The sequence below is a fragment of the Streptomyces arenae genome (assembly GCF_022343545.1).
Taxonomy (GTDB): Bacteria; Actinomycetota; Actinomycetes; order Streptomycetales; family Streptomycetaceae; genus Streptomyces; species Streptomyces humi.
Genome location: NZ_JAKQYH010000070.1, coordinates 140,477 through 167,201, shown reverse-complemented (window position 1 = coordinate 167,201; position 26,725 = coordinate 140,477). Strand labels below are relative to the sequence as shown.

Here is a 26,725-nt window from a genome sequence, read left to right as displayed (position 1 = left end):
GGGGGCGGCACCGTGAAGCTGTGGGGCGACTGTGCGGCGGCCGCCCGGACGCGGCTAGACGGCCGAACCGGCCTTCCAGGCGGCCCAGTTCATGTTCCAGCCGTTGAGGCCGTTGTCGGGGGCCACGGTCTTGTCGCCGGTGTGGGAGATGACCACGACGTCACCGACGATCGAGTGGCTGTACATCCAGTAGGCAGGCGTGCTGGTGTCGTTGGCGCCCTTGGTGTCGGAGAGGCCGACACAGCCGTGGCTCGTGTTCACGGCGCCGAAGACGGACTTGGCGCCCCAGTAGTTGCCGTGCAGGAAGGTGCCGGAGCTGGTGAGGCGGATGGCGTGCGGCACGTCCTTGATGTCGTACTCGCCCTTGCCGTCGCTGTCGGTGAAGCCCACGGTCGCGCCGTTCATGCGCGTCTCCTTGAACTTCTCGGACATCACCATGACGCCCTGGTACGTCTTGTTCTCCGGCGAACCCGCGGAGATCGGGATGGTCTTGATGGTCTTGCCGTCCTGGGTGACCTTCATCTCCTTGGTCTTGGCGTCGACGTAGGAGACCTGGTTGCGGCCGATGTGGAAGGTGACCGTCTTCTGCTGGACGCCGTAGACACCGGAGGCGCCCTCGACACCGTCGAGCGCGAGCTTCAGCGTGACGGTGGAGTTCTCCTTCCAGTAGTCCTGGGGGCGGCAGTCCATGCGCTGGGTGGAGAACCAGTGGCAGGCGACCTCCTGGCCACTGGTGGTGCTGACCGTGATGCCCTTCTGGACGGCGGCCTTGTTGGTGATCTGCTTGTCGAAGTTGATCGACACGGGCATGCCCACGCCGACGGTCGAACCGTCCTCCGGCGTGAAGCTGCCTATGAAGCTGTTGGCCGGGGAGACCGTCGTGAAGGACGCGTTCTCGTGCGCGACCAGGCCGGCGGAGTCCTTGGCCTCGGCGGCGACCTTGTAGGTGGTGGACCGCTCCAGCTGGGCGGAGGGCTTCCAGCTCTTCTTGTCGGCGGACAGCGCGCCGGAGACCGCCTTGCCGTCGGCGGTGGTCATGGTGACGCCGGTGAGCGTGCCCTTGCTGACGGTGACAGCCGCCGAGTTGTTGATCGACGCGTTGCTCGACCCGTCCTTGGGTGTGATCGTGATGTCGGCCTGCGACGACTTCTTGGCCGCCGCCTCGTCCGCCTGGGCCTGGGTGCTGGTGTCGCCGCCTGACGCCTTGTCGTCGCTGCCGGAACACGCCGTGAGCACCAGAACACCACCGAGCAGTGCGGACGCGGCCACCAGGCCCTTGCGCCGCTTACTGTCCGTCATCACACGCTTCTCCATCGTTGCCGAGTCCGCGAACACACCGGGAGTCCCCGTCAGGAAGTCTCAACGCTCCGGCCGCGCCGCCCCGTTCCGCATTCCTGGGATCTGTGGGGCACACCACGTCCGCCGGGGCGGCCGGTGCGCGAGGGTCGGTCCGAGCGTCCATCGGACGACGAAACCCCGGACGGCCGTTGCCGTCCGGGGTCACTGGTTCCCCGGATCGCTCAGCCGATGCCGTCCTCTTCTTCGTCGTCCTCGCCATCATCCTCGTCGAGATCCCACTCCGGCGAATCCGGATCGTAGGAAATCCGCTCGCTGGACCAGGAGGCCTGCTGGAGCTCGACCCCGGGCACCTCGCTGACCAGGTCGAACGGGTCCACCAGGTAGGCGATGGCCTCGGCGGTGTCTTCCGTCACAGCCGCCTCGGCATGACTCCGCTCCTCGTCGGGCAGCTCGGGGTCCTCGGCGATCCGGTCCAGCGCGGCCTTGGCGACCTCGGAGGCGTCCTCGACCTCGAGGACCAGTTCCACCCGAAGCCGTACAAAACGTGATGTCTCTGGAGTGCTCATGCCCGGAGCGTACGACCGAAACCTCCCGTGACTTTCCTGTGACCCGCGACTTTCACTAACATCTGCCCACACGGCCAATTCGCCAGCGTCACAAGGGGATCGATATTCCGTGGCATCCGCTCGCCGCCCGTTGCTGACCGCCACCGCCGCAGGCACGCTCCTGTGCGCGCTGTGGTTCGTCCCGTCCGCCAACGCGTCCCAGGACGCCCCGGCGAGAACCAGCACGTCGGAGGGCACCGCGACGCGGGTCACCCAGCAGGCCAGGGCGCTCTCCGAGGCGACGTCCGAGGCGACCGGGGACGCCACCCGGCTCGCCGACACCGGCAGCCCGAACACCACCCCGTACGTCGTCGGCGGGACCCTTTTCCTCGCGGTCGGCGCGGGCTTCGTGGTCTATTCGGTCCGCCGGGAACGGCTGGAATTTTAAACAGCTTGACCACTCTTTGACCGAGGACTCAGAGTCCTCTCATGAAGAGATCATCGGGCGTGCGGATCTGCGCCCTCGCCGTCGGCGGCACGCTGTCCCTCGCCCTCGTCACGGGCTGCTCCGGCGGGAGTTCGGCGGAAGAGTCCGCGCAGAAGTCCACCGCCTCGTCCGTACGGGCGCTGAGCGCCGCGCAGTTGAAGCAGCGCATCCTCGCGCAGGGCGAGGTGGACGGCTACAAGGTCAACGCGGTCGGCGACGGCGCCCCGGTCAAGAGCAAGGTGCGGACCAGCGACGAGAAGTGCCGGCCGCTGGCCTACGTCCTCACCGGCCTCGCCCCGGCCGACGCGCCCGCCGAGATCGGCCGCACGGTACGGGAGGACAAGAAGGACCCGACCGACGACGCCACCTCCCTCGACGACCTGGCCGACGGCAAGTTCGAGAGCGCGCTCAAGGACTCGCTGAACCTGGACGTGACGTCCCTGGACCTGTCGTCGTACGACGGCCGGGGCGCCGAGGACGCCATGAAGGCGGTCTCCACCGCGCTGAAGGACTGCGCGGCCGGCTTCACCGGCGGCACCGCCGGCGACGAGCAGAAGATCACGAAGGTGACGGCGGTCAAGCCCTCGGGCGCGGGTGACGAGTCGGTGGCCTTCACGGCGATCACCGACATGGACGGCGACAAGGCCCCGCTGCACGCGGAGGTGGTCCGCCACGGCAACACCCTCGCGACGTACTTCACGATGAACATCGGCGCGATGATGGCCGGCAAGACCTACACGGTCCCACCAAAGGTCATCAAGGCCCAGTCGGCCAAGCTGAACTGACCGCATCTCCTGAGGGGCGCTGCTGGAGCGCCCCGTCAGGGGCGCGGGGAACTGCGCGACCAGCCCCCACGCACCCGCACCCGACGAACTACCGCAACGGCCCGGTCACCGTCTCCACGGCAGCGACAAGGCCGCCGCCCCGCACGAACTCCTCCGCCGCAGCAAGGTCCGGCGCCAGGTACCGGTCAGGCCCAGCCCCCCGCACCCCCGCGGAGCGCGCCGCCTCGATGACCGCCCGCGACGCCGGTGCCGGCGTCAGCCCCTCCCGCAGCTCGATCGCCCGGGTGGCCGCGTACAGCTCGACCGCGATGACCCGCGTCAGATTCCCCACCGCCGTACGCAGCTTGCGCGCGGCCGACCACCCCATCGACACGTGGTCCTCCTGCATCGCCGAGGAGGGGATGGAGTCGGCGGACGCCGGAACGGCCAGCCGCTTCAACTCACTGACCAGCGCCGCCTGCGTGTACTGCGCGATCATCAGCCCCGAGTCGACGCCCGCGTCGTCCGCGAGGAACGGCGGCAGGCCGTGGCTGCGGTTCTTGTCGAGGAGCCGGTCGGTGCGCCGTTCGGCGATGGACGCCAGGTCGGCCACGGCGATGGCGAGGAAGTCGAGGACGTAGGCGACCGGCGCCCCGTGGAAGTTGCCGTTGGACTCGACCCGCCCTCCCCCAGAGCCAAAAGCCTGGGAGGTGCCCCCAGGCAGCACCACCGGGTTGTCGACGGCCGACGCCAGCTCCCGCTCGGCCACCAGCCGGGCGTGCGCGAGGGTGTCCCGGCCCGCCCCGGCGACCTGCGGGGCACACCGCACGGAGTACGCGTCCTGGACCCGCGGCGCGTCGTCCTGGTGATGCCCGGTCAGCTCGGAGCCGTCGAGCACGGCGAGCATGTTGGCGGCGCTGTCGCCCTGCCCGGGGTGCGGGCGGATGGCGTGCAGTTCGGGCGCGAGCACCCTGTCGGTGCCGAGCAGCCCCTCCAGGCTCAACGCGGCCGTGACGTCGGCGGACTTGTAGAGCATGTCGAGGTCGGCGAGGGCCATCACCAGCATGCCGAGCATGCCGTCGGTACCGTTGAGGAGGGCGAGCCCCTCCTTCTCGCGCAGCTCGACGGGCGCGATCCCGTGCTCCGCGAGCAGTTCACCGGCGGGCCGTACGATCCCGTCCGGGCCCTCGGCGTCGCCCTCCCCCATGAGGGTGAGAGCACAGTGGGACAGCGGGGCCAGGTCGCCGGAGCAGCCGAGGGAGCCGTACTCGTGGACGACCGGGGTGATGCCGGCGTTCAGCACGTCGGCCATTGTCTGCGCGACCTCGGGACGCACACCGGTGTGCCCGGAGCAGACGGTCTTCAGCCGCAGGAACATCAGGGCCCGTACGACCTCGCGCTCGACCCGCGGCCCCATGCCGGCGGCGTGCGAGCGGACGATGTTGCGTTGCAGCTGGGCCCGCAGCTCCTGGCTGATGTGCCGGGTCGCGAGAGCGCCGAAGCCGGTGCTGACGCCGTAGACGGGGTCGGGCTTGGCCGCCAGCGCTTCCACGATCTCCCGGGCCGCGGCGAGCGCCGCGACCGCCTCCGCCGACAGCTCCACGCGGGCGCCGCCGCGGGCCACGGCGAGAACGTCGGACGCGGTGACACCGGACGTCCCCACCACCACAGTGTGCATATCCATATTCAGGATCGTAAGCACTGAATGCGGCTGCTGTCACTACTGGGGTACGGGGTTGCCCCTTACTTCTGCGTCACAGTCCCCGGCGTCCCCGGAAGCTGCGCCGCTCGGCCCGGTCCGGCGGGGGCGCGTCCGCCAGCCGTACGACGGGATCGTCCGGCCCCTCCCGCCCGGCCACCACCGGCCGGTCCGCGCGGAGCGCCTTGGCACGGTACTGGGCGGCGTCGGCGAGCCGGAACAGGCGGCGGGCCGAGCGCACCGGTCCGATCGGGTCCGCGGTCGAGGCGACCCCGCACGCGACCCCCTCCCCCAGCTCCAGCTCTGCCGCCCGGCGGCAGAGTTCACCGGCGGCCTTGACCACGGCGTCGGCCGGCGGGCCGACCGCCAGCAGACAGAACTCGTCCCCGCCGAGCCGCGCGGCGAGGGCACCCGGGAGCATCGCCCCGCACAGGGACAGCACCGAACCGAAGCGTTCGAGGAGCCGGTCGCCGACGGCGTGACCGCGGGTGTCGTTCACCCTCTTCAGCCCGTTGAGATCGCAGACCACCAGACTGACCACGGCGCCGTCCGCGCGGTGCCGGTCGACCGCCTCGTCGAGGCGTACGTCGACGGCCCTGCGGTTGGCGAGACCGGTGAGGGCGTCGGTGTACGCGAGCCTGCGGGCCTCCTCCAGCCGCTCGGTCTGGGCGATCCCGGCGGCGACGACGGAGGCGAGGACGGTGGCGAAGTCGGCGTCGGCGCGGTCGAAGACGGGGGCCTGGGCGGCGCGGGCGACGTACAGCTCGCCCCAGGCCCTGCCGTGCAGCACGATCGGGGCGACCAGGCAGCAGCCGCGGCCCCGGCGGCGCAGGGCGTCGACGCGCCGGTGCGAGTAGCCGGGGCGGCCGGCGGCAGGACCCTCGGCCGTCTCGACCCAGGCGTTGGGGCCGCCGCCGCCCGCCCAGCGTTCGTGCAGGAACTCGGTGATCTCCGGGAACTGGTGCACCGGATAGGCCTCGGCCTCCGGGAACTCCTCCTCGTCCGGGGCACGCTCCCCGACGTTCACGAGGACCCGCAGCCGGCCGAGGTCGCGCTCCCAGACGGAGAGCGCAGCGAAGCCGCCGGCCAGGGCGCGGCAGGCGCCGGTGGCGGCGGCGTGCCAGCACTCACGTGGGGTGTGAGCGGCAGCCATGCCCTGCGCCAGCGTCACTACGGCGGCGAGACGGTTGTCATCACCCATTACTCCAGGTTAGGGATGATTTGCTGCATTCGGGATGCTGGTGCGGCGAACAGGTGTTGCAGCTGATCGGCTCCTCGCGGACCGCGGGCCGGTGGGGGTCGCTCGCGCGGTTCCTCCCCCAGCCTTCGGCCGGAGGGTGCCCCCAGCGCCCCTTACGAGGCGCTTCACTCTCCCGGCCACTGCGGCTTCCGCTTCTCGTTGAAGGCCGCGACGCCCTCCGCGCGGTCGCCCGAGAAGGCCACCGATCGCCAGGCCGCGTCCTCGACCTCCAGGCCGGTCCTCAGGTCCAGGCCGTGCCCGAGCCGCAGTGCCCGCTTCGCCGCGCGCAGCCCCACCGGAGAGTTCGCCGCCATCCGCGCCGCCAGCGCCAGCGCCGCCTCCCGGTCCTGCCCCGGCTCCACCAGCTGGTCGACCAGGCCCAGTTCGTGCGCCTCCGGCGCCTCCACCCGCCGGGCCGAGAAGATCAGCTCGGCCGCGCGGGCCGCGCCGACCCTGCGGGGCAGCAGCTGCGTGCCGCCGCCACCCGGAATCACGCCCACCGACACCTCGGGCAGGCCCACCACGGCCGTGCCGTCGGCCACGATCACGTCGCAGGACAGCGCCAGCTCGAAGCCCCCGCCGAGCGCGTAGCCGTGCACGGCGGCGATCGTCGGCATCGGCAGCTCCAGCACGCCCGTGTACGCCCCGCGCGACAGCGGCCGCGACCGGAGCAGTTCCGCGTCGGTCATGGAGTTGCGCTCCTTGAGGTCGGCGCCGACACAGAACGCCCGCTCGTGCGAGGAGGTCACCACCACCACCCGGGCGTCCCGGTCGGCGCTCAGCGCGGCGCACGCGGCCACGATCGAGCGGGCCATGTCCGCCGACACCGCGTTCATGGCCTTGGGCCGGTCCAGGACCAGCTCCGCCACCTGGCCGTGCCGTCGCACCAGCACGAACTCCCCGAACCGCTCCTCGCTCACGACACCCTCCGGTTAACGCGGGTTAACAGCCTGGCCCCGATCATCGCAGCCGGGGCGGGCCAGGGAAAGGGGCATCGGCCGGCCCCGGACACCGATCGGCCCGTAGCCCCCCGTTCGGGTGACATCCCGGGAGACTCCCGGCGCACACCCCACAGGAGCGCATAACGTGCGCTCGCCATGGCACATCGGGGAGCACGGCGGGGAGGGAAGGCCCATGACGGGAACGTCCGCAGTCCGGCGCCGGGGGCGGCACCGCAAGCCCCGGCCCCACAAGGTGCTGCTCGCCACCGGAGGGCTCGCGGTGGCCGCGGGTGTGCTGAGCCTCGTACAGCTGGCGCCGGACGGCGGCGGGGCCGGCGCGCCCGGTACGGCGGAGGCCGAGCCCCGGCTGGATCCGACCGCCGACGCGACGACGGCCCGCTCGGCGAACGCGGCCGCCACCATCGGCTCGGTCCCCACGGCCGCCCCGTCGGCGGCCGGCGGCACCGGGGGCGCGAGCCCCGCGCCGACGGCCACCACGGCGGGCGGTACGGCCGCCGCGTCGCCCTCGCCGTCGCCCTCGCCCACCGCCCTGCCCAGCACGGTCACGGTTCCGACCACCATCCCGGCGGGCCCGGCCCGCCCACCGGACACACTCCCTCCGACGACCACCGCACCGACCACGACCACCACCCCGTCCCCCACCCCGGCACCCAGCACGCACCAGCCGACCGGCACCGTCTGCCTGCCGATCGTCGGCCTGTGCGTGAACCCACTCACGACCGGCTAGGGAAGCCCGCGGCTCAGCCCACAGGGAGAGGTCACGGTGCCACACCCGCCGGGGCCACCCCGTCCCCGCGGACCGACCCACCGGGCGGCCTCCGGGCGGCCTCCAGGCATCCGGCGGACCAGGCGAGGTGCGGGGAGCGGCGGCGGCAGCGGCAGCGGCAACGGGAGCGGCAGTAGGCGAGGGAACCGGGGTGGGCGGGTCGCCCTCGGTGTCGGGGTGTACGCCCGGGGCACCGGCAGGGTGTCGGCCGGGGGCTAGGGCTCTCCGTCGCGGCGGGTCAGGAGCCACGGTTCCACGACGCCCAGGCCGCGCACCGGACGCTGCCACATCGGCTGGAGCGCGAAGCGGTAGGTGGGGGGCTCCTCGCCCTCCTTCTCCGCCGCCGCGGCCGCCTCGGCGGCCTCCGCCTCCGAGGCGGGGGCCTCACCGGAGCGGATCAGCTCCTCGGCGAACGCGGAGTCGACGAGCACGGCGTCCCGCGGGGCTATGGAGGTCAGCCGGGAGGCCAGGTTCACGGTCGTGCCGAAGACATCGCCCATTCGGGTGGTGACGGTGCCGAAGGCCATCCCGACCCGCAGCTCCGGCATGGTCTCGTCGTGCGCCATGGTCTCCACCAGGCGCAGCGCGATGTCGGCGGCGACACCGGAGTCGTCGGCGGCGTACAGCACCTCGTCACCGAGGGTCTTGATGAGCCGGCCGCCACGGGCCGCGACCAGGTCGGCGGCGGTGGTCTCGAAGGCCTCCACCAGCTCGCCGAGCTCCTCCTCCTCCATCCGGCGGGTCAGCCGGGTGAACCCGACGAGGTCGGCGAAGCCGACGGCGAGCCGCCGGTCGACCATCTCCTCGTCGTCCGCGGCCTGCACGACCCGGCCCGCCGAGGCGGCCAGCTGGCGGCGCCACACGTAGACGAGGAACTCCTCCAGCTCGGGCAGCAGCAGCTCGACGATCGGATACGTGACCTCGGTGCGGGTCATGCCCGGCTCGGGGGGCTCGGTCAGACCCTCCAGGAAGGAGTCGATCTGCCATTCCGCCAGACGGGCGGTGGTCTGCCCGGTCGACCGCGCCACCTGCACCGCCATGGCCTCGCTGAGCAGGCCCGCCTCGACGAGACCGGCGAGCCGGCGCAGGGCCAGCACGTCGGCCTCGGTGAGCGCCTTGGCCTGCCCGATGTCCGCGAAGCCCATAGCCCGCCAGAACCTCGACGCCAGCTCCATGGAGACACCGGCGCTGCGGGCCGCCTGGAACGGGGTGTAGCGGCGCTCGGCCCCGAGGATCAGGCCTTCGAGGCGCAGCGCGAGGGGGTCCTCGCCGGAGTCGGCGGCGTCCGCGCCCTCGCCGGAGCCCGTGTCGTCGACGGTCACGCCTGCTGCCTTTCCGATCTACCGCGGTCGCATACCGACCGGCCTCAACTCTACGGCAGGTGTGCGGTAGCTCACTTCGTGAGGTAAGCCGACATCGGGGTGGTGGGGGTCGATTTCCGGGTGCGGGTGGGTGAGGGGCGCTGGAGCCGCGTCAGCCGGGACAGCTGGGGGAGGCACCCTGCCGACGCCGGCAAGCGTCCCTCACGCCGGTCGCAGGTGCACGATGTCGCCCGCGCCCACCGGCTCCTGCACGCCCTCCTTCGTGGCGATCACCAGCCGGCCGTCGCCGTCGATGGCCACCGCCTCCCCGACCAGCGACCGGTCCCCCGGCAGTTCGGCCCGCACCGACCGTCCCAGCGTCGCGCAGCCCGCCGCGTACGCCTCCTGGAGCCCGCTCACGGCCGGATCACCGCCCGCCGCGCGCCAACGGCCGTACCAGTCCTCAAGGGACCGCAGAACGGCCCGCAGCAGGGTCTCCCGGTCCGTGCTCACCGCCCCGGCCAGCACCAGCGACCCCGCCTGGGGCACCGGCAGCTCCGCGGCGCGCAGCGTGACGTTGATGCCGACGCCGACCACCACGCCGTCCTCACCGGCCCGCTCCGCGAGGATGCCGCCGGCCTTGCGCTCCTCGCCGTCCACGGTGACCAGGAGGTCGTTGGGCCACTTCAGCGCCGTGTCGACGCCCGCCGCGCGGGCCAGCCCGGTCGCCACCGCCACCCCCGTCAGCAACGGCAGCCATCCCCAGCGGGCCACCGGCACCTCGGCCGGCTTCAGCAGCACCGAGAAGAACAGCCCGGAGCGCGCGGGCGCCGTCCACTGGCGGTCCAGCCGCCCCCGCCCCGCCGTCTGCTCCTCGGCGACCAGCACGACCCCCTCGTCGGCGTCCCCGGCGAGGGCCCGGGCCACGAGATCGGAGTTGGTCGATCCGGTGCGCGGCACCACCACGACGTCGCAGTAGAGACCCCCGTGCCCCCCGTCCCGCACCAGGGCCCTGCGCAGTCCGGTCTCCTTGAGCGGTGGACGGTCCAGGTCGGACCAGGGATTGTTGTTGGCGTCTGCTGCATCTCGCGGCGTCATGCAAGCCACCCTAGGTGTGTTGTACGCCGCACTGCCGTTTGGTAGGTGCCCCACTACGCTACGGATGAGTAACCGTCCCCCCTTTTGAGCAGGCAGGGAGCCGCATCCCGATGTCCGAGCCGGAAGAGATCGACATTCACACGACCGCGGGCAAGCTCGCGGATCTCCAGCGCCGTGTCCACGAAGCGACACACGCCGGTTCGGAGCGCGCGGTCGAGAAGCAGCACGCCAAGGGCAAACTGACGGCCCGTGAGCGGATCGAACTGCTCCTCGACGAGGACTCCTTCATCGAGCTGGACGAGTTCACCCGGCACCGCTCCACCAACTTCGGCCTGGAGAAGAACCGCCCCTACGGCGACGGTGTGGTCACCGGCTACGGCACTGTGGACGGCCGTCCGGTCGCCGTCTTCTCCCAGGACTTCACCGTCTTCGGCGGCGCGCTGGGCGAGGTCTACGGGCAGAAGATCGTCAAGGTGATGGACTTCGCCCTGAAGACCGGGTGTCCGGTCATCGGCATCAACGACTCCGGCGGCGCCCGCATCCAGGAGGGCGTCGCCTCCCTCGGCGCCTACGGCGAGATCTTCCGCCGCAACACCCACGCCTCGGGCGTGATCCCGCAGATCTCGCTCGTCGTCGGGCCCTGCGCCGGCGGCGCGGTCTACTCCCCCGCCATCACCGACTTCACGGTCATGGTCGACCAGACCTCGCACATGTTCATCACAGGACCGGACGTCATCAAGACGGTCACCGGCGAGGACGTCGGCTTCGAGGAGCTGGGCGGCGCCCGCACCCACAACTCGGTCTCCGGCGTCGCCCACCACATGGCGGGCGACGAGAAGGACGCCGTCGAGTACATCAAGCAGCTGCTGTCCTACCTGCCGTCCAACAACCTCTCCGAGCCCCCGCTCTTCCCCGAGGAGGCCGACCTCACGGTCACCGCCGAGGACCTGGAGCTGGACACCCTGGTCCCGGACAGCGCCAACCAGCCGTACGACATCCACACCGTGATCGAACACGTCCTGGACGACGGCGAGTTCTTCGAGACGCAGGCGCTGTTCGCGCCGAACATCGTCACCGGCTTCGGCCGTGTCGAGGGCCACCCGGTGGGCATCGTCGCCAACCAGCCGATGCAGTTCGCCGGCTGCCTGGACATCAAGGCGAGCGAGAAGGCGGCCCGCTTCGTGCGCACCTGCGACGCCTTCAACGTCCCGGTCCTCACCTTCGTCGACGTGCCCGGCTTCCTGCCCGGCGTCGACCAGGAGCACGACGGCATCATCCGCCGCGGCGCCAAGCTGATCTACGCCTACGCCGAGGCCACCGTCCCCCTGATCACCGTCATCACCCGCAAGGCCTTCGGCGGCGCCTACGACGTCATGGGCTCCAAGCACCTGGGCGCCGACCTCAACCTCGCCTGGCCGACCGCGCAGATCGCCGTCATGGGCGCCCAGGGCGCGGTCAACATCCTGCACCGCCGCACCATCGCGGAGGCCGAGGCCTCGGGGACCGGTGAGGCCACCCGGGCGCAGCTCATCCAGGAGTACGAGGACACCCTCCTCAACCCCTACACGGCGGCCGAGCGCGGTTACGTCGACGCCGTGATCATGCCCTCCGACACCCGCCGCCACGTCGTGCGGGGCCTGCGCCAGCTGCGCACCAAGCGCGAGTCGCTGCCCCCGAAGAAGCACGGCAACATCCCCCTCTAAGGACCCAAGGAGCCACGGTGACGATCAAGGTCGTACGGGGCAACCCGACCCCGGAGGAACTGGCCGCCGCACTGGCGGTCGTAAGAGCACGCGCGGCCGCCATGGCAGCGGCCGTCCCCGAGCAGGCCACGGGCGACAAGGACGCCTGGTCGGACCCGGCCCGCATCGCCCGGCGCCGCTTCCCCCTGCCGAGCCAGACGGCATGGACCCGCACCTACTGGCCCAGCTAGCGGCCGCCCGAACCGGCACGGAAGCGGGTCACCGGGCTCCGATCTGAGTACCCCTACTCAGGCGCCGGCCCCCGGCCGGGCCGCACGCTGGTGACATGCTCTGGTCGGACCCCGAAGACGAGCCGCCGAAGGAACTGCGGGACATGCAGAACACCCTCCGGCGGCTCGGCGTCCTCCTGGCCCTGGCCATGCTGCTGGCGATGATCGTGCTGGGCGTCAGATGAACCGCAGCCACTACGCTGACGCCATGCGCAGACTCGTCCTCGCCTCCCAGTCCCCCGCCCGGCTGAACCTGCTGCGTCAGGCCGGTCTCACCCCCGAGGTGATCGTCAGCGGCGTCGACGAGGAGGCCGTCACCGCCCCCACCCCGGCCGATCTGGCCCTCGCCCTCGCCGAGGCCAAGGCGTCCGTGGTCGCCGCCCGTCCGGACGTTCAGGGCGCGATCGTGATCGGCTGCGACTCGGTGCTGGACCTCGACGGCCAGGCGCTCGGCAAGCCGGCCGACGCCGAGGAGGCGACCGCCCGCTGGAAGGCGATGCGCGGCCGGGCGGGCACCCTGCAGACCGGGCACTGCGTGTGGGACACGGCGGCCAAGCGCTGGGTGTCGGCGACCGCGTCCACGGTCGTACGGTTCGGCGAGCCCACCGACGAGGAGATCGCCGCGTACGTCGCCACCGGGGAACCCCTCTACGTGGCGGGGGCCTTCACGCTGGACGGCCGCAGCGCGCCGTTCGTCGAGGGCATCGACGGCGACCACGGCAACGTGATCGGCATCAGCCTGCCCCTGGTCCGGCGGCTCCTGGCCGACCTGGGCGTGGGCATCACGGAGTTGTGGGCGCCGGCGGGGTGACCGGCCCGGCGGGCGGCGTGTCGTCCTTGCGGAGCGCCGGTGCCGGGTCGCCCTCGGGACCGGGTCCGGTCACGGCGCCTTCGTCGCCTCCACTCGCCCCGTCCGGCCCACCCGGCCCGTCCGTCCCAGTCGTCACGCCCGCACCGGCTTCGTCCGTCCGGTCGTACGTCATCAGGAGCAGGACGACGAGCGCGAGGACGACCACCATGTACAGGAACGCGTTCCAGCCGATCGGGCCCCACGTCACCGCGCCCAGCAGCGCGTGCACGACCGCCACGCTGATCAGCAGCACCCGGCCGAAGCCGGCCGGCGGGCGGTTGCGCACGGCCACCAGCAGGGCCACCAGGGCGCACAGCGCGAAGTAGAGGCCGAAGACCACGGCGCCGATCCGCGCGGACATCGACATCCGGTCCGCGTCGAGGCCCGCCAGGGACATGTGCTGGCGGTCGACGGCGACCGCCATGAACCAGTTCAGCGCCGCGATGCCGAGTGCCTCGGCGAAGAGTACGACCGCCACGACCCACGCCAACGGTCTGCGCACCACCGGTCCACCCACTTTCGTCCCCGGCACTAGTGAGCCGGTGTTACTTGAAGTTCGTTCAAGACATCGCGAACGCTACTAACGGGTAAACCCGGGGACAAGGGTCCGGTCGCCAGCAAAGAATCGTTGGGCCATTCGTAGGGACTCGACAAAGAAACGGAGTGGGGCGCGGCACGCTCTCACAGAGACCTTGACCACACGACGGGGCTAGGGTTTCCCGCAGGAGTCCTGCGTACCGTGGTGCGACAAGGACTTTCGCGGGTCGGGCGAGCCTCGCATCACGCTCCGTGTGGGCAAGCTCACCATTGGGGACGGGTCGAAGTGCCGTGTCGGCCTTCCCTAAACTCGGCTTGTTTCAAGGAGGGAGCCTCAATCGTGCGCAAGGTGCTCATCGCCAACCGTGGCGAAATCGCTGTCCGTGTGGCCCGGGCCTGCCGGGACGCGGGGATCGCGAGCGTGGCCGTCTACGCGGATCCGGACCGTGACGCTCTGCATGTCCGCGCCGCGGATGAGGCGTTCGCCCTGGGCGGTGACACCCCGGCCACCAGCTACCTGGACATCCAGAAGGTCCTGAACGCGGCGCGCGAGGCCGGGGCGGACGCCGTTCACCCGGGCTACGGCTTCCTCTCCGAGAACGCGGAGTTCGCGCAGGCGGTCCTCGACGCGGGCCTGACTTGGATCGGTCCCCCGCCGCAGGCCATCCGCGACCTGGGCGACAAGGTGGCGGCCCGTCACATCGCCCAGCGCGCCGGTGCCCCGCTGGTGGCCGGCACCCCGGACCCGGTCTCGGGCGCCGACGAGGTGGTGGCCTTCGCCCAGGAGCACGGCCTGCCGATCGCCATCAAGGCCGCCTTCGGCGGTGGCGGGCGCGGCCTGAAGGTCGCCCGCACCCTGGAGGAGGTCCCGGAGCTGTACGACTCCGCCGTCCGTGAGGCGGTGGCCGCGTTCGGCCGCGGCGAGTGCTTCGTGGAGCGCTACCTGGACCGTCCGCGGCACGTGGAGACCCAGTGCCTGGCCGACACCCACGGCAACGTGGTCGTCGTCTCCACCCGTGACTGCTCGCTCCAGCGCCGTCACCAGAAGCTCGTCGAGGAGGCCCCCGCGCCGTTCCTCTCCGACGCCCAGGTCGCCGAGCTGTACCGCGCCTCCAAGGCCATCCTCAAGGAGGCCGGCTACGTCGGCGCCGGCACCTGCGAGTTCCTGGTCGGCCAGGACGGCACGATCTCCTTCCTGGAGGTCAACACCCGCCTCCAGGTCGAGCACCCGGTGACCGAGGAGGTCGCCGGCATCGACCTGGTCCGCGAGATGTTCCGGATCGCCGACGGCGAGGCGCTCGGCTACGACGACCCCGAGCTGCGCGGTCACTCGTTCGAGTTCCGGATCAACGGCGAGGACCCGGGCCGTAACTTCCTGCCGGCCCCCGGCACCGTCACCCGTTTCGACGCACCCACCGGTCCCGGTGTCCGCCTGGACGCGGGTGTGGAGGCCGGCTCGGTCATCGGCCCCGCCTGGGACTCCCTGCTGGCCAAGCTGATCGTCAGCGGCCGCACCCGCGCCGAGGCCCTGCAGCGGGCCGCCCGCGCGCTGGACGAGTTCCAGGTCGAGGGCATGGCCACGGCCATCCCCTTCCACCGCGTCGTCGTCCGCGACCCGGCGTTCGCGCCCGAGCTGACCGGCTCCGAGGACCCCTTCACGGTCCACACCCGCTGGATCGAGACCGAGTTCGTCAACGAGATCAAGCCCTTCGCCGCCCCGGCCGACGCCGAGGCCGAGGAGGAGACGGGCCGTGAGACGGTCGTCGTCGAGGTCGGCGGCAAGCGCTTGGAGGTCTCCCTCCCGGCGTCCCTGGGCATGACCCTGGCCCGCACCGGGCTGGCCGCGGGCGCCAAGCCGAAGCGCCGCGCCGCCAAGAAGTCCGGCCCGGTCGCCTCCGGTGACACCCTCGCCTCGCCCATGCAGGGCACGATCGTCAAGGTCGCGGTCGAGGAGGGCCAGGAGGTCAAGGAGGGCGACCTGATCGTCGTCCTCGAGGCGATGAAGATGGAACAGCCCCTGAACGCGCACAAGACCGGCACCGTCAAGGGCCTCGCCGCCGAGGTCGGCGCGTCCCTCACCTCCGGCGCCGTGATCTGCGAGATCAAGGACTGACCCACCCGGACCGCACGCGCCGCCCGGCGAACGACTTCCGACCGTTCGCCGGGCGCCCGACTTTCTGGAACGGCCCATGCGCGCCGACGCCCGCCGCAACCACGACCGGCTGCTCGCCGAGGCCCGTGCCGTGTTCGCCGAACACGGCACCGACGCCTCGCTGGAGGACGTGGCCCGCCGGGCGGGCCTGGGCATCGGCACCCTCTACCGGCACTTCCCGAACCGGCACGCCCTGATGAGCGCGGTCTTCGAGGACGCCGTCGACGAACTCCTGGCGCGGGCCCGCGCACTGCGGGCGGCTCCCGACCCGTGCCGGGCCCTGCTGACCTGGCTGCGCGAGGTGGTCACGCACGCGGCGGCCTACCGGGGCCTGTCGAGGGCCCTGATGTCGGCGTCGTCCGCCGGCTCTGCCTCGGCCCTGTCCCGCTGCGGCACCCCGATGAGGGAGGCGGGCACGGCACTGCTGACCCGTGCCCAGCAGGCGGGGACGGTCCGCACCGATGTGGAGATCGGCGACCTGCTCCAACTCACCCATGCCATCGCCCTGGCGGGTGAGGAGTCACCGGGAGACCCGGATCTGGCGGACCGCTTGCTGTCCCTGACGCTGCGGGGACTCAAGCCCTAGTGCCCCGTCCGGGGCGCGGGGCCGGGCCGGTGGGCGGCTACCGCCGGCGCATGTCGGCGACCCGCCCCCGCTGTTCGGTACCCGTCGGCTGCTCTCCCCCCAGCACGGAAGCCGACCGCAGCCCCGAGCCGGGCACACCTCGCCGCGGTCCCGGCAGGGCGACGTCCCGGCGCTGCTGGTGCTGTTGCTGACGCGCCGGGACCTGGTCACCCCCCGGGCTCCCGGACGCCCCGGCCACGGCGATCTGCACCCCCTGGTCGGCGAGGGCCTGGAGTTCGGTGCCGGCCCGGTCGTCGTGAGCCGGCGGCTCGTCCGTGACCAGCCGGGTGATGAGGTCGGTCGGTACGGTCTGGAACATCGTGTCCGTACCGAGCTTGGTGTGGTCGGCGAGGACCACGACCTCCGCGGCGGCCTGCACCAGCGCCCGGTCGACGGACGCCGACAGCATGTTGGACGTGGACAGCCCGCGTTCGGCCGTCAGGCCGCTCCCGGAGATGAAGGCCCGTGACACGCGCAGCCCTTGGAGGGACTGCTCCGCACCGGAGCCGACGAGCGCGTAGTTGGAGCCCCGCAGGGTTCCGCCGGTCATCACGACCTCGACCCGGTTGGCATGCGCCAACGCCTGTGCCACCAGCAGTGAGTTGGTGACGACGGTGAGGCCGGGCACTCTCGCCAGCCGGCGGGCGAGTTCCTGCGTGGTGGTTCCCGCTCCGACCACGATGGCCTCGCCTTCTTCGACGAGGCCCGCGGCGAGATCGGCGATGGCCGTCTTCTCGGCGGTCGCGAGATGAGACTTCTGCGGAAAGCCGGACTCCCGCGTGAACCCGCCCGGCAATACCGCACCGCCATGCCGGCGGTCGAGGAGTCCTTCTGCCTCCAGTGCGCGCACGTCCCGCCGTACGGTCACTTCGGAGGTCTGGACGACGCGGGCGAGCTCACGGAGCGACACGGCCCCGTTCGCTCGCACCATTTCGAGGATCAATTGGCGACGTTCTGCAGCGAACACGAAACTGACAGTAACCCCAACGACCGTCTGCTTTCAGCAGTTTGCGCCGAATAGCAGAAGTTGTTCGCACAGTAGGGTCGGAAGTGGTATAGAGCCTACCCACCCCGACTATGCCGTACGCATGCTCGACAACTCCCCGTGACCAGCGGGGAGTCGGTTCCGGCCGTCAGGCCTCGCCGCCGGTCTTCCGGGTGTGCAGCTGCCGCGCGACCTCCGCGATCGACCCCGAAAGGGACGGATACACGGTGAACGCGTTCGCGATCTGTTCGACCGTCAGATTGTTGTCGACGGCGATCGAGATCGGATGGATCAGCTCCGAGGCGCGCGGCGCGACCACCACACCGCCCACCACGATCCCCGTGCCCGGCCGGCAGAACATCTTCACGAAGCCGTCCCGGATGCCCTGCATCTTGGCGCGCGGGTTGCGCAGCAACGGCAGCTTCACGACCCGGGCGTCGATCTTGCCCGCGTCCACGTCGGCCTGCGTGTAACCCACCGTCGCGATCTCCGGGTCGGTGAACACGTTCGACGAGACGGTCTTCAGGTTCAGCGGCGCCACCGCGTCACCGAGGAAGTGGTACATGGCGATACGCCCCTGCATCGCGGCCACCGACGCGAGGGCGAACACACCGGTCACGTCACCGGCGGCGTAGACACCCGGCGCGGTCGTCCTGGACACCTTGTCGGTCCAGATGTGCCCGGAGTCGCGCAGCTTGACGCCGGCCTCCTCCAGCCCCAGACCGGCACTGTTCGGAATGGCACCGACGGCCATCAGACAGTGCGAACCGCTGATGACCCGGCCGTCCGCCAGCGTCACCTCCACCCGGTCGCCCACCCGCTTGGCCGCCGCCGCCCGCGACCGGGCCATGACGTTCATGCCGCGCCGCCGGAAGACGTCCTCCAGCACGGCGGCCGCGTCCGGGTCCTCACCGGGCAGCACCCGGTCCCGCGACGACACCAGCGTGACCTTCGACCCCAGCGCCTGGTAGGCACCGGCGAACTCGGCACCCGTCACACCCGACCCGACCACGATGAGCTCCTCGGGCAGCTCGTCGAGGTCGTACACCTGCGTCCAGTTCAGGATCCGCTCGCCGTCGGGCTGCGCGTCGGGCACCTCACGGGGATGCCCGCCGGTGGCGATGAGCACCGCGTCCGCGACAAGAGTCTCCTCACTCCCGTCCGCCGCGCTCACGACGACCTTGCGCGACCCGTCCAGGGCCTGCATGCCCTCCAGCCGCCCCCGCCCCCGCATGACCCGCGCACCGGCGCGGGTCACAGACGCGGTGATGTCGTGCGACTGCGCCAGCGCGAGCCGCTTCACACGCCGGTTGACCTTCCCCAGATCGACCCCCACCACCCGGGCAGCCTGCTCCAGCGGCGGAGTGTCGTCGGCGACGATGATCCCCAGCTCTTCGTACGACGAATCGAAGGTCGTCATGACCTCGGCCGTAGCGATAAGGGTCTTCGACGGCACGCAGTCGGTCAGCACCGACGCTCCGCCCAGACCGTCGCAGTCGACGACGGTCACCTCCGCGCCGAGCTGCGCGGCCACCAGCGCCGCCTCATAGCCGCCGGGTCCGCCACCGATGATCACGATCCGAGTCACGTACTCCATTGTCCCGCACGCTTCAAGGTGCTACTGCCCGGGGGGCGCCACCCGGCGCCGCCTGGGACAGGAGTGGCACACGGTGCGGCTGCCGTACCCTCTCCCCATGTCGTCGCTCTACGCCGCGTACGCCGGCAATCTCGACGCGCGGCTGATGTCCCGCCGCGCACCGCACTCCCCCCTGCGCGCCACCGGCTGGCTGAACGGATGGCGGCTGACCTTCGGTGGCGAGCAGATGGGCTGGGAGGGCTCGCTGGCGACGATCGTCGAGGACCCGCTCTCCCAGGTCTTCGTCGGTCTCTACGACATCGCCCCGATGGACGAGGAGTCCATGGACCGCTGGGAGGGCGTCGGCCTGGGCATCTACCGCCGCGCCCGGGTGCGCGTGCACACCCTGGAGGGCGAGGAGCCCGCCTGGCTCTACGTCCTCGACGGCTACGAGGGCGGCCTCCCCTCGGCCCGCTACCTCGGCGAGATCGCCGACGCGGCGGAGTCCGCGGGCGCCCCCCACGACTACGTGATGGAACTCCGCAAGCGCCCCTGCTGAAGTCGCACAGACCGCCCACAGCCACCACAAAGGTCGCCTGCGTCACACGGATGGTTGGAAACGACAAGACAACGATCGCCATCCCGTGAGCTCCGTCATCTACGCGCGTAGGCCCAGACCGGCTACTCTCATCGCGTGAACGCATCTCTCCTTCCGGACGACATCCAGGGCGACCCCCACGCCGCCGCCGACGCGGCCGCCGCGCGCCTGCGCGTACTCACGGGCGCCGAGACCCACGACGTCGCCCTCGTGATGGGCTCCGGCTGGGCTCCGGCCGTCGACGCCCTGGGCGCTCCCGACGCCGAGTTCCATGTCACCGAGCTGCCCGGCTTCCCGCCGCCGGCCGTGGAGGGTCACGGGGGCAAGATCCGCTCGTACTCCATCGGTGACAAGCGAGCACTGGTCTTCCTGGGCCGCACGCACTACTACGAGGGCCGGGGGGTGGCCGCCGTCGCGCACGGCGTCCGCACGGCCGTCGCCGCCGGCTGCAAGACGATCATCCTCACCAACGGCTGCGGAGGTCTGCGCGAGGGCATGCGCCCGGGTCAGCCGGTCCTCATCAGCGACCACATCAACCTCACGGCGACCTCCCCGATCATCGGTGCGAACTTCGTCGACCTGACCGACCTGTACTCGCCGCGCCTGCGCGCGCTGTGCAAGGAGGTCGACGCCAGCCTCGAAGAGGGCGTCTACGCCCAGTTCCCCGGCCCGCACTACGAGACTCCGGCCGAGATCCGCATGGCCCGCGTGATCGGTGCGGACCTGGTGGGCATGTCGACGGTCCTGGAGGCGATCGCCGCGCGCGAGGCGGGCGCCGAGGTCCTGGGCATCTCCCTGGTCACCAACCTCGCGGCGGGCATGACGGGCGAGCCCCTGAACCACGAGGAGGTCCTCCAGGCGGGCCGTGACTCGGCGGCGCGCATGGGCGAGCTGCTGACGCAGGTACTCGGCCGGCTGTAAACGCCGCAGAGGGTGCCACCAAGGCCGCGGAGCGTCCGCGCCCCCGCCGTGGCCGATCGCGCAGTTCCCCGCGCCCCTGCCGGGGCGCTGCCCGCACCCCCCGCCGGAACGGTGCACCCGGTCACCCTGACGCAACGGCGCACCCGCCTCCCCCCGACGGAGCACCGAACCGGCCCCGGTGACGGAACGGCGCACCCGCCCGCCGTGACGGAACGGTGCACCCGCCCCCCGACGGAACGGCGGACCCGCCCCCCGACGGAACGGCGGACCCGCCCCCCGACGGGATGGCGGACCCGCCCCCCGACGGAATGGTGGACTCCGCCTCAGCCCCTTCTCTCCCCCTCCCCTCCCCCTCCCCGGGGTGCACTCGCCCGCGGCGGGAAGGGGACGGGGTGGGGAGTTCCCGCCCGCAGTGGCCGGCGTTTCGCAAGCCGTGCAGCAGGAGAGACGGCACCGCCGGTCCGAGGACGGGGACTCCCCTCCCCGGCCCCGACTCACCCACCACCCGTAGGCGCTACGCGCACCCCCACCGAAGCCGCGGCGGCGCCGCAGGCATCCACGCGAATCACCCGAGACCAGGAGACCGACCGTGCACGACGATCTCACCGCCCGGGCCAGGACCTGGCTCGCCGAGGACCCCGACCCGGACACCCGCGACGAACTGGCCAAGCTGATCGACGCCGGTGCCACCGAGGAACTCGAAGCCCGCTTCAGCGGCACCCTCCAGTTCGGCACCGCCGGCCTCCGCGGTGAGCTCGGCGCCGGCCCGATGCGCATGAACCGCGCCGTCGTCATCCGCGCCGCCGCGGGCCTCGCCGCGTACCTGAGGAAGCAGGGCCAGGGCACCGGCACCGTCGTGATCGGCTACGACGCCCGTCACAAGTCCGCCGACTTCGCCCGTGACACCGCCGCCGTCATGACCGGCGCCGGCCTCCGGGCCGTCGTACTCCCCCGCCCCCTCCCCACCCCCGTCCTGGCGTTCGCCGTCCGGCACCTCGGCGCGGTCGCCGGCGTGGAGGTCACCGCCAGCCACAACCCGCCCCGCGACAACGGCTACAAGGTGTACCTCGGCGACGGCTCCCAGATCGTCCCGCCCGCCGACGCCGGGATCGCCGCCGAGATCGACGCGATCACCAGTCTCCACGACGTTCCCCGCCCCGACACCGGCTGGGAAACCCTCGACGACACCGTCCTGGAGGCCTACCTGGCCCGTACGGACGCCGTCCTGGCCCCCGGTTCCCCCCGAACCGCCCGCACGGTCTACACGGCCATGCACGGCGTCGGCAAGGACACCCTGCTCGCCGCCTTCGCCCGCGCCGGCTTCCCCGCCCCCGTCCTCGTCGCCGAACAGGCCGACCCGGACCCGGACTTCCCGACCGTCGCGTTCCCCAACCCGGAGGAACCCGGCGCGATGGACCTGGCCTTCGCGCAGGCCCGCGCCACCGACCCCGACCTGGTCATCGCCAACGACCCCGACGCCGACCGCTGCGCCGCCGCCGTCAAGGACGACGGCGAGTGGCGCATGCTCCGCGGCGACGAGGTCGGCTCGCTCCTCGCCGCCCACCTGGTCCGCCGCGGCGCCACCGGCGTGTTCGCCGAGTCGATCGTCTCCTCCAGCCTCCTCGGCCGCATCGCCGAGAAGGCGGGCCTGCCCTACGAGGAGACCCTCACCGGCTTCAAGTGGATCGCCCGCGTCGACGGCCTGCGCTACGGCTACGAGGAGGCCCTCGGCTACTGCGTCGACCCCGACGGCGTACGCGACAAGGACGGCATCACCGCGGCCCTCCTGATCACCGAACTGGCCTCGGCCCTCAAGGAAGAAGGCCGCACGCTCCTCGACCTCCTCGACGACCTCGCCGTCGAACACGGCCTGCACGCCACCGACCAGCTCTCGGTCCGCGTCCAGGATCTCTCCGTCATCGCGGACGCGATGCGCCGCCTGCGCGAGCAGCCCCCCACCGGTCTCGCGGGCCTGCCGGTCACCAGGGCCGAGGACCTCACCCAGGGCACGGACACGCTCCCGCCCACCGACGGCCTCCGCTACACCCTGACCGGCGCCCGGGTCGTCGTCCGCCCCAGCGGCACCGAGCCCAAGCTGAAGTGCTACCTGGAGGTGGTCGTCCCGGTAGCGGACCATCACGAGCTGCCCGCGGCCCGCGCGAAGGCGGCCGACCTGCTCGCCGCGATCAAGCAGGACCTCTCCACGGCAGCCGGCATCTGAGAACCGGTGGGCGCCCCGCCCGGCGCCCACCACTTCCCGCACCACGGCACAGCGCCACCGCACACGACACAGCGCCACCACACCGCGCCACCGCACACGGCCGACGGCACACCCCACACCGCACACGGCCGACGCCGCGCGGCCCACGGCCCACGGCCCACGGCCCAGCGCACCGCACACCTCCCTCCCCCATGTACGAGTCCGGGGCACCCCATCGGGTGATTTCCCGTCAGTAGGTGACCCGGGCTCCACGTGCGGCCCCGGCGGCCGGGAAACGGTGGAGCGGTAACGCCCGCGCCAACAGCCGTCGTACAGGAGCCGCCGCCGTGTCCTCGACCGCCCCCGACACCGTCCCCAGCGGGCACATCCCGGGCACCCGACGACCCGGCCCGCCGTCCGCGACGGCCCCGCGCCCCACCCTGCGCCGGGCGGCCCCGGCGCTGGCGGGGTATCTCGCCGTCCGGTTCACCGGCCTGGCGTTCCTGGCCGTCTGGGCGCACCGGCGGCACCACGGGATCTGGCCGATGCTGGCGACGCAGTGGGACTCGCGCTGGTACCTGGGCATCGCGGACCACGGCTACGCGCACGCGCTGGGCGTCGCCTACGACCACAACAACCTCGCCTTCTTCCCGCTCTACCCGCTGCTGGTCAAGGCGGCCGCGGTGGTGACCCCGGGGACCCGGGCCAGTACCGGCCTGGCGCTCGCGTGGCTGGCCTCGCTGGCCGCCGCCTGGGGGGTGTTCGCGGTGGGCGACCGGCTGGCCGGGCGCCGGACGGGGGTGCTGCTGACCGTGCTGTGGGCGGCGTACCCGGTGGGTCTCGTCCAGTGGATGGGCTACACCGAGTCGCTCTTCACGGCGTTCGCCGCGTGGACGCTGTACGCGGTGCTGGCCGGGCGCTGGTGGTGGGCGGCGGCGGGCGCGGTGCTCGCCGGGCTGACCCGGCCGACCGGGATCGCGGTGGCCGCGGCGGTGACGGTGACCGCCCTGTTGTCGCTGCGCACCCGTTTCTCGGCGCGGGTGCTGGCCGCGGCGCTGGCCGCCCCGCTCGGCTGGTGCGCGTACGTCGGCTGGGTGGGCGTCAGGCTCGGCCGCTGGGACGGGTACTTCGCCGTGCAGCGGATGTGGCACAACGAGGTGGACGGCGGTGCGCAGACCGTGCGCTGGCTGCGGCAGCTGTTCGGGCAGGTGTCGCGGCCGGAGCTGTTCCTGGTCGTGGTGAGTGTGACGATGCTGGTCTCGGTGGTGCTGTTCGGGTGCGCGGTGGCGGACCGGCAGCCGGTGCCGCTGCTGGTGTTCGGCGGGGTGCTGCTGGTGATCGTGCTGACGAGCGGCGGGGTGTACTTCCCGCGCGCCCGTTTCCTGCTCCCCGGCTTCCCGCTGCTGCTGCCGCTCGCCGGGTATCTGGCCCGTGCCTCCCGGCGGTTGCGGGTGCTCACGCTGACGGCGGCGGTGCTGGGATCGGCGTACTGCGGGGCCTACATGCTCCTGGTGTGGCCGAGCGCGCCGTGACGGGACGGCCGTGGAGCGCGGGGCCGCCGCGCCCTGCCATCACGCTCGACAGCGGCCGGGAGACCTGCTGGATCACCTTCGCGGGAACAGGACACCCTCGGGCCACGGACAGACGCTGACAGCGGCAGGACAGTCATCCGGCAGGCCGCCCCTCCCGGCGTGCCCCACGTGCGCTTTCTGGACTTGCTGGTCCATTTTTCTGGGCGCACAGTGGTCCGCACCTGACCGGGAACCGAGGACACGGAGGCTTGATCATGGGCATGCGACTGGCGGGAAAGACCGCGCTGGTGACCGGATCCACCAGCAACATCGGGCGGGCGATCGCGGAGGCGTTCGCCGCCGAAGGGGCTCATGTCGTCGTCTCCGGGCGCAGTGCCGCGCGCGGGGCCGAGGTGGTGGAGGCGATCCGGGCCCGGGGCGGGCGGGCCGACTTCGTGCGGGCCGAGCTTGACGGGAGCGCCGCAGCCTCGCGGGCGCTCGCCGAGGAGGCGACCAGGGTGCTGGGCGGCCGTGTCGACGTGCTCGTCAACAACGCGGGCGTCTATCCCGCCGACTCGACCGCCGCCACCGACGAGAAGACCTTCGACGAGGTGTACGCGGTGAACGTGAAGGCTCCGTTCTTCCTGACGGCGGCCGTCGCGCCCACGATGGCCGAGGCGGGCGGCGGAGCGGTCATCAACCTGAGCTCGTGGATCGCCCGCCTGGGCATCTCCGTCGCCGCGCTGTACAGCTCGACCAAGGGGGCCCTGGAGACCCTGACCCGGTCCTGGGCGGCGGAGTTCGGGCCGCAGGGGGTGCGGGTGAACGCGATCTCGCCGGGCGCGATACTGCCGTCGGACGCCGAGGTCGCCGCCATCGGCGCGGGCATGATGAAGGGGACACCGGCGGGCGGCATGGGCACGCCGGACGCGATCGCGAGCGCGGCGGTGTATCTGGCCTCCGACGAGGCCTCGTTCGTGCACGGGACCGTGCTCGACGTGGACGGCGGCCGCATGGGCGTCGCGGTGGTCGCCGCGTGAGGGGCCGTACGGCCGCGGCGGTCACCCCGGTGTGACAGCCCGGGCCTGCGGCGTGAGGTCGCGTCGCAGGTCCGCGATGCCCTGGTCGAGGGCGGCCCGCAGGTGGTCGGAGCGTCCCGTCGACAGCAGGATGGACACGCCGCCCTGGATCGCGGCCAGCAGGGCGGCGGCCCGCGCGTCGACGTCGAACTCGGCGGACCGGCCGGAGGCCGCCCACAGCGCGTGGATGCCCGCCGCCAGGCTCTCCTGCCAGCGTCGCATCAACTCGGCGACGATCGCCCGCGCCCCCGGCGTCGAACGCCCGACCTGGAGGAACAGCGACCCGAGGGGGCAGGTGTCGCCCAGGATCTCGTAGCGGGCCACCACCTGGTCACGCCACCGCTGCCAGTTCTCCCAGGAGTCGAGACAGCCGAGGTACGGCTGCTGGTCCTCGAGCACCTGATCGGCCTCGAACTCCGCGACCGCGAGCAGCAGTTCGTCCTTGCCTCCGGGGAAGTAGTGGAAGAGCTGGCCCTTGCTGGCGCTGGTACGCGCCAGCACGTCGTCGAGGGTCACGGAGCCGACCCCCTGTTCGCGCAGCACCTCGGCGGCCCCCTCGACGATCCGGTGCCGGGTGGCCCTGCCCTTGGCCGTGAGTTCCCTGCGCATGGACCGGCCTCCGCGACGAGTGGACTGGACGGTCCACTGTACGGGTCAGCCGGCGAGGACCGTGCCCGCCGGCACCACGGCTGGCGACCGTGCCGCCGACGATGCCGAGCCGGGGGTCGCGGGCTGCCTCTGCCGCACCACCCCGCGGGGGCTGCCGCTACTCCACCGCCCCGCGGGGGCTGCCGCTACTCCACCGCCCCGCAGGGGCTGCCGCTACCCCACCGCCAGCAGGATCGCCAGCAGCACCGCTCCTGCCACGGCCGGCGCGGCCACCTCGTAGGCCCAGCGCACCGTCACCTCGCCCCGCGCAGACTCCGCCGCCGACCTGCTCTCCAGCAGCTGCCGCAGTTCGTCCATGATCTGGTCGGCCTCCGCGCGCGCCGGACCACCCGCGCCGTCGGTGTCCCGCACCGGCCGGAAACCGGCGCCCACCCCGGCGGACCGCGGTCCCGCGGCAGCCGTCCGGCCGCGCTGCGCGTCCGCCTCGGACTTCGCCGTCCGGCGCGCCGCCCTCTTGCGGCCGCGCAGCGAGACGGGGATCGCCCACAGCTGGTACTTCGCCCCGGAGCTGGTGACCACCTCGTTCGAGAAACCCGAGCGCAGGGCGGCGACCTCCGCCCACGGCAGGGTGATCACCCGGAACGGGTTGCGGATCCGCAGCCGGTCCTCGCCCGCGAACACCGCGGGGCGCAGGGTGAAGGCAACCACCAGCGGCACGAGGAGGATCATCATGGCCAGGGCGAGCCAGGGGGTACGGCCGTGCCCGCGGATCAGCGCGTCGATGCCGAGCCAGCCGATGATGGCGAGCAGCAGTACGCCACCTACCAGGGCCATGGGCGAGCGGTAGGTGCGGTCCTTGACGAGGGGCGTGGTCATGCCGCCGATTCTGCCTCAGCCGCGCCCGGGAGCGCGGTGGGGGGCGTGGCCGCGCCACAGAAGAACCGTCCCC

26 protein-coding genes are annotated in these 26,725 nt (G+C 72.3%); 14 read left to right on the top strand and 12 right to left on the bottom strand.

All coding sequences use genetic code 11. The annotated features are described in order from the left end of the window. Positions 1 to 54: 54 nt before the first annotated feature. Together MB828_RS33765 and MB828_RS33760 are read right to left on the bottom strand one after the other, a co-directional pair. The gene (locus MB828_RS33765) at positions 55 to 1,299 is read right to left on the bottom strand and encodes a L,D-transpeptidase (protein ID WP_301651495.1); all 1,245 of its coding nucleotides are present in this window, start codon (positions 1,297 to 1,299) and stop codon (positions 55 to 57) included. Positions 1,300 to 1,520: 221 nt separating this feature from the next. Then, complete coding sequence (locus MB828_RS33760; protein WP_301651494.1) at positions 1,521 to 1,865, bottom strand: hypothetical protein; 345 nt, start codon at positions 1,863 to 1,865, stop codon at positions 1,521 to 1,523. A gap of 109 nt (positions 1,866 to 1,974) precedes the next feature. Between MB828_RS33760 and MB828_RS33755 the strand changes: the two genes are divergently transcribed. Both MB828_RS33755 and MB828_RS33750 read left to right on the top strand, forming a co-directional pair. Next, a complete protein-coding gene (locus MB828_RS33755) occupies positions 1,975 to 2,292 on the top strand; it encodes an LAETG motif-containing sortase-dependent surface protein (protein WP_133025596.1) in 318 nt (105 codons plus the stop codon). Positions 2,293 to 2,333: 41 nt separating this feature from the next. Next, the gene (locus tag MB828_RS33750) at positions 2,334 to 3,116 is read left to right on the top strand and encodes a hypothetical protein (protein WP_301651493.1); all 783 of its coding nucleotides are present in this window, start codon (positions 2,334 to 2,336) and stop codon (positions 3,114 to 3,116) included. 88 nt (positions 3,117 to 3,204) lie between these two features. Here MB828_RS33750 and hutH read toward each other — a convergent pair whose 3' ends face one another. From hutH to MB828_RS33735, 3 genes are all read right to left on the bottom strand, one after another. After that, a complete protein-coding gene (gene hutH / locus MB828_RS33745) occupies positions 3,205 to 4,773 on the bottom strand; it encodes a histidine ammonia-lyase (RefSeq protein WP_301651542.1) in 1,569 nt (522 codons plus the stop codon). 76 nt (positions 4,774 to 4,849) lie between these two features. Continuing rightward, positions 4,850 to 5,995 carry a GGDEF domain-containing protein gene (locus MB828_RS33740; protein WP_301651492.1) on the bottom strand — a complete coding sequence of 382 codons (1,146 nt, stop codon included), beginning with the start codon at positions 5,993 to 5,995 and terminating at the stop codon, positions 4,850 to 4,852. A gap of 164 nt (positions 5,996 to 6,159) precedes the next feature. Then, positions 6,160 to 6,954: an enoyl-CoA hydratase/isomerase family protein gene (locus MB828_RS33735; protein WP_301651491.1), complete on the bottom strand. Its 795-nt coding sequence runs from the start codon at positions 6,952 to 6,954 to the stop codon at positions 6,160 to 6,162. A gap of 214 nt (positions 6,955 to 7,168) precedes the next feature. Here MB828_RS33735 and MB828_RS33730 point away from each other — a divergent pair, with 214 nt between their 5' ends. Beyond that, on the top strand, positions 7,169 to 7,723 hold the full coding sequence (locus tag MB828_RS33730; protein ID WP_301651490.1) for a hypothetical protein: 555 nt from the start codon (positions 7,169 to 7,171) through the stop codon (positions 7,721 to 7,723). A 254-nt stretch (positions 7,724 to 7,977) separates the two neighbouring features. Here the strand turns inward: MB828_RS33730 and MB828_RS33725 are convergent, their stop codons facing one another. Together MB828_RS33725 and MB828_RS33720 are read right to left on the bottom strand one after the other, a co-directional pair. Beyond that, positions 7,978 to 9,084: an adenylate/guanylate cyclase domain-containing protein gene (locus MB828_RS33725; protein WP_046731859.1), complete on the bottom strand. Its 1,107-nt coding sequence runs from the start codon at positions 9,082 to 9,084 to the stop codon at positions 7,978 to 7,980. Positions 9,085 to 9,285: 201 nt separating this feature from the next. Beyond that, entirely contained in the window at positions 9,286 to 10,161 is an 876-nt protein-coding gene (locus MB828_RS33720; protein WP_301651489.1) for a biotin--[acetyl-CoA-carboxylase] ligase, read from the bottom strand. A 110-nt stretch (positions 10,162 to 10,271) separates the two neighbouring features. Here MB828_RS33720 and MB828_RS33715 point away from each other — a divergent pair, with 110 nt between their 5' ends. From MB828_RS33715 to MB828_RS33700, 4 genes are all read left to right on the top strand, one after another. Then, positions 10,272 to 11,864, top strand: a complete 1,593-nt coding sequence (locus MB828_RS33715) for an acyl-CoA carboxylase subunit beta (RefSeq protein WP_133025600.1) — start codon at positions 10,272 to 10,274, stop codon at positions 11,862 to 11,864. 17 nt (positions 11,865 to 11,881) lie between these two features. After that, a complete protein-coding gene (locus tag MB828_RS33710) occupies positions 11,882 to 12,094 on the top strand; it encodes an acyl-CoA carboxylase epsilon subunit (RefSeq protein ID WP_133025601.1) in 213 nt (70 codons plus the stop codon). 95 nt (positions 12,095 to 12,189) lie between these two features. After that, on the top strand, positions 12,190 to 12,318 hold the full coding sequence (mmpB, locus tag MB828_RS33705; protein ID WP_301651488.1) for a morphogenic membrane protein MmpB: 129 nt from the start codon (positions 12,190 to 12,192) through the stop codon (positions 12,316 to 12,318). 23 nt (positions 12,319 to 12,341) lie between these two features. Beyond that, positions 12,342 to 12,944 carry a Maf family protein gene (locus MB828_RS33700; protein WP_046731855.1) on the top strand — a complete coding sequence of 201 codons (603 nt, stop codon included), beginning with the start codon at positions 12,342 to 12,344 and terminating at the stop codon, positions 12,942 to 12,944. Here MB828_RS33700 and MB828_RS33695 read toward each other — a convergent pair. Then, positions 12,916 to 13,488, bottom strand: a complete 573-nt coding sequence (locus MB828_RS33695) for a hypothetical protein (protein WP_301651487.1) — start codon at positions 13,486 to 13,488, stop codon at positions 12,916 to 12,918. The genes MB828_RS33700 and MB828_RS33695 overlap by 29 nt on opposite strands. Before the next feature lie 372 nt (positions 13,489 to 13,860). On the opposite strand from MB828_RS33695, the gene MB828_RS33690 reads away from it, so the two are divergent. Continuing rightward, positions 13,861 to 15,633, top strand: coding sequence for an acetyl/propionyl/methylcrotonyl-CoA carboxylase subunit alpha (locus tag MB828_RS33690; protein WP_301651486.1), 1,773 nt, complete (start codon positions 13,861 to 13,863; stop codon positions 15,631 to 15,633). 76 nt (positions 15,634 to 15,709) lie between these two features. After that, the gene (locus MB828_RS33685; RefSeq protein ID WP_301651485.1) at positions 15,710 to 16,258 is read left to right on the top strand and encodes a TetR/AcrR family transcriptional regulator; all 549 of its coding nucleotides are present in this window, start codon (positions 15,710 to 15,712) and stop codon (positions 16,256 to 16,258) included. A gap of 37 nt (positions 16,259 to 16,295) precedes the next feature. Here MB828_RS33685 and MB828_RS33680 read toward each other — a convergent pair whose 3' ends face one another. Both MB828_RS33680 and MB828_RS33675 read right to left on the bottom strand, forming a co-directional pair. Further along, a complete protein-coding gene (locus tag MB828_RS33680) occupies positions 16,296 to 17,264 on the bottom strand; it encodes a DeoR/GlpR family DNA-binding transcription regulator (protein WP_133025604.1) in 969 nt (322 codons plus the stop codon). Between the two features lie 166 nt (positions 17,265 to 17,430). Next, complete coding sequence (locus MB828_RS33675; protein WP_046731850.1) at positions 17,431 to 18,879, bottom strand: NAD(P)H-quinone dehydrogenase; 1,449 nt, start codon at positions 18,877 to 18,879, stop codon at positions 17,431 to 17,433. Between the two features lie 97 nt (positions 18,880 to 18,976). Between MB828_RS33675 and MB828_RS33670 the strand changes: the two genes are divergently transcribed. The 5 genes from MB828_RS33670 to MB828_RS33650 all read left to right on the top strand — a co-directional run bounded on the left by MB828_RS33670 (position 18,977) and on the right by MB828_RS33650 (position 25,128). Continuing rightward, entirely contained in the window at positions 18,977 to 19,417 is a 441-nt protein-coding gene (locus tag MB828_RS33670) for a gamma-glutamylcyclotransferase (protein WP_133025605.1), read from the top strand. A 135-nt stretch (positions 19,418 to 19,552) separates the two neighbouring features. Beyond that, complete coding sequence (locus MB828_RS33665) at positions 19,553 to 20,377, top strand: purine-nucleoside phosphorylase (protein ID WP_133025606.1); 825 nt, start codon at positions 19,553 to 19,555, stop codon at positions 20,375 to 20,377. A gap of 589 nt (positions 20,378 to 20,966) precedes the next feature. Then, positions 20,967 to 22,598: a phospho-sugar mutase gene (locus MB828_RS33660; protein ID WP_301651484.1), complete on the top strand. Its 1,632-nt coding sequence runs from the start codon at positions 20,967 to 20,969 to the stop codon at positions 22,596 to 22,598. Between the two features lie 326 nt (positions 22,599 to 22,924). After that, a complete protein-coding gene (locus MB828_RS33655) occupies positions 22,925 to 24,109 on the top strand; it encodes a hypothetical protein (protein WP_430381467.1) in 1,185 nt (394 codons plus the stop codon). 254 nt (positions 24,110 to 24,363) lie between these two features. Then, a complete protein-coding gene (locus MB828_RS33650; protein ID WP_301651483.1) occupies positions 24,364 to 25,128 on the top strand; it encodes an SDR family NAD(P)-dependent oxidoreductase in 765 nt (254 codons plus the stop codon). A gap of 21 nt (positions 25,129 to 25,149) precedes the next feature. On the opposite strand, the gene MB828_RS33645 is transcribed toward MB828_RS33650, so the two are convergent. Together MB828_RS33645 and MB828_RS33640 are read right to left on the bottom strand one after the other, a co-directional pair. Beyond that, positions 25,150 to 25,776 carry a TetR/AcrR family transcriptional regulator gene (locus MB828_RS33645; protein WP_301651482.1) on the bottom strand — a complete coding sequence of 209 codons (627 nt, stop codon included), beginning with the start codon at positions 25,774 to 25,776 and terminating at the stop codon, positions 25,150 to 25,152. Between the two features lie 213 nt (positions 25,777 to 25,989). Beyond that, entirely contained in the window at positions 25,990 to 26,652 is a 663-nt protein-coding gene (locus MB828_RS33640; RefSeq protein ID WP_301651481.1) for a PH domain-containing protein, read from the bottom strand. Between the last annotated feature and the right edge of the window lie 73 nt (positions 26,653 to 26,725).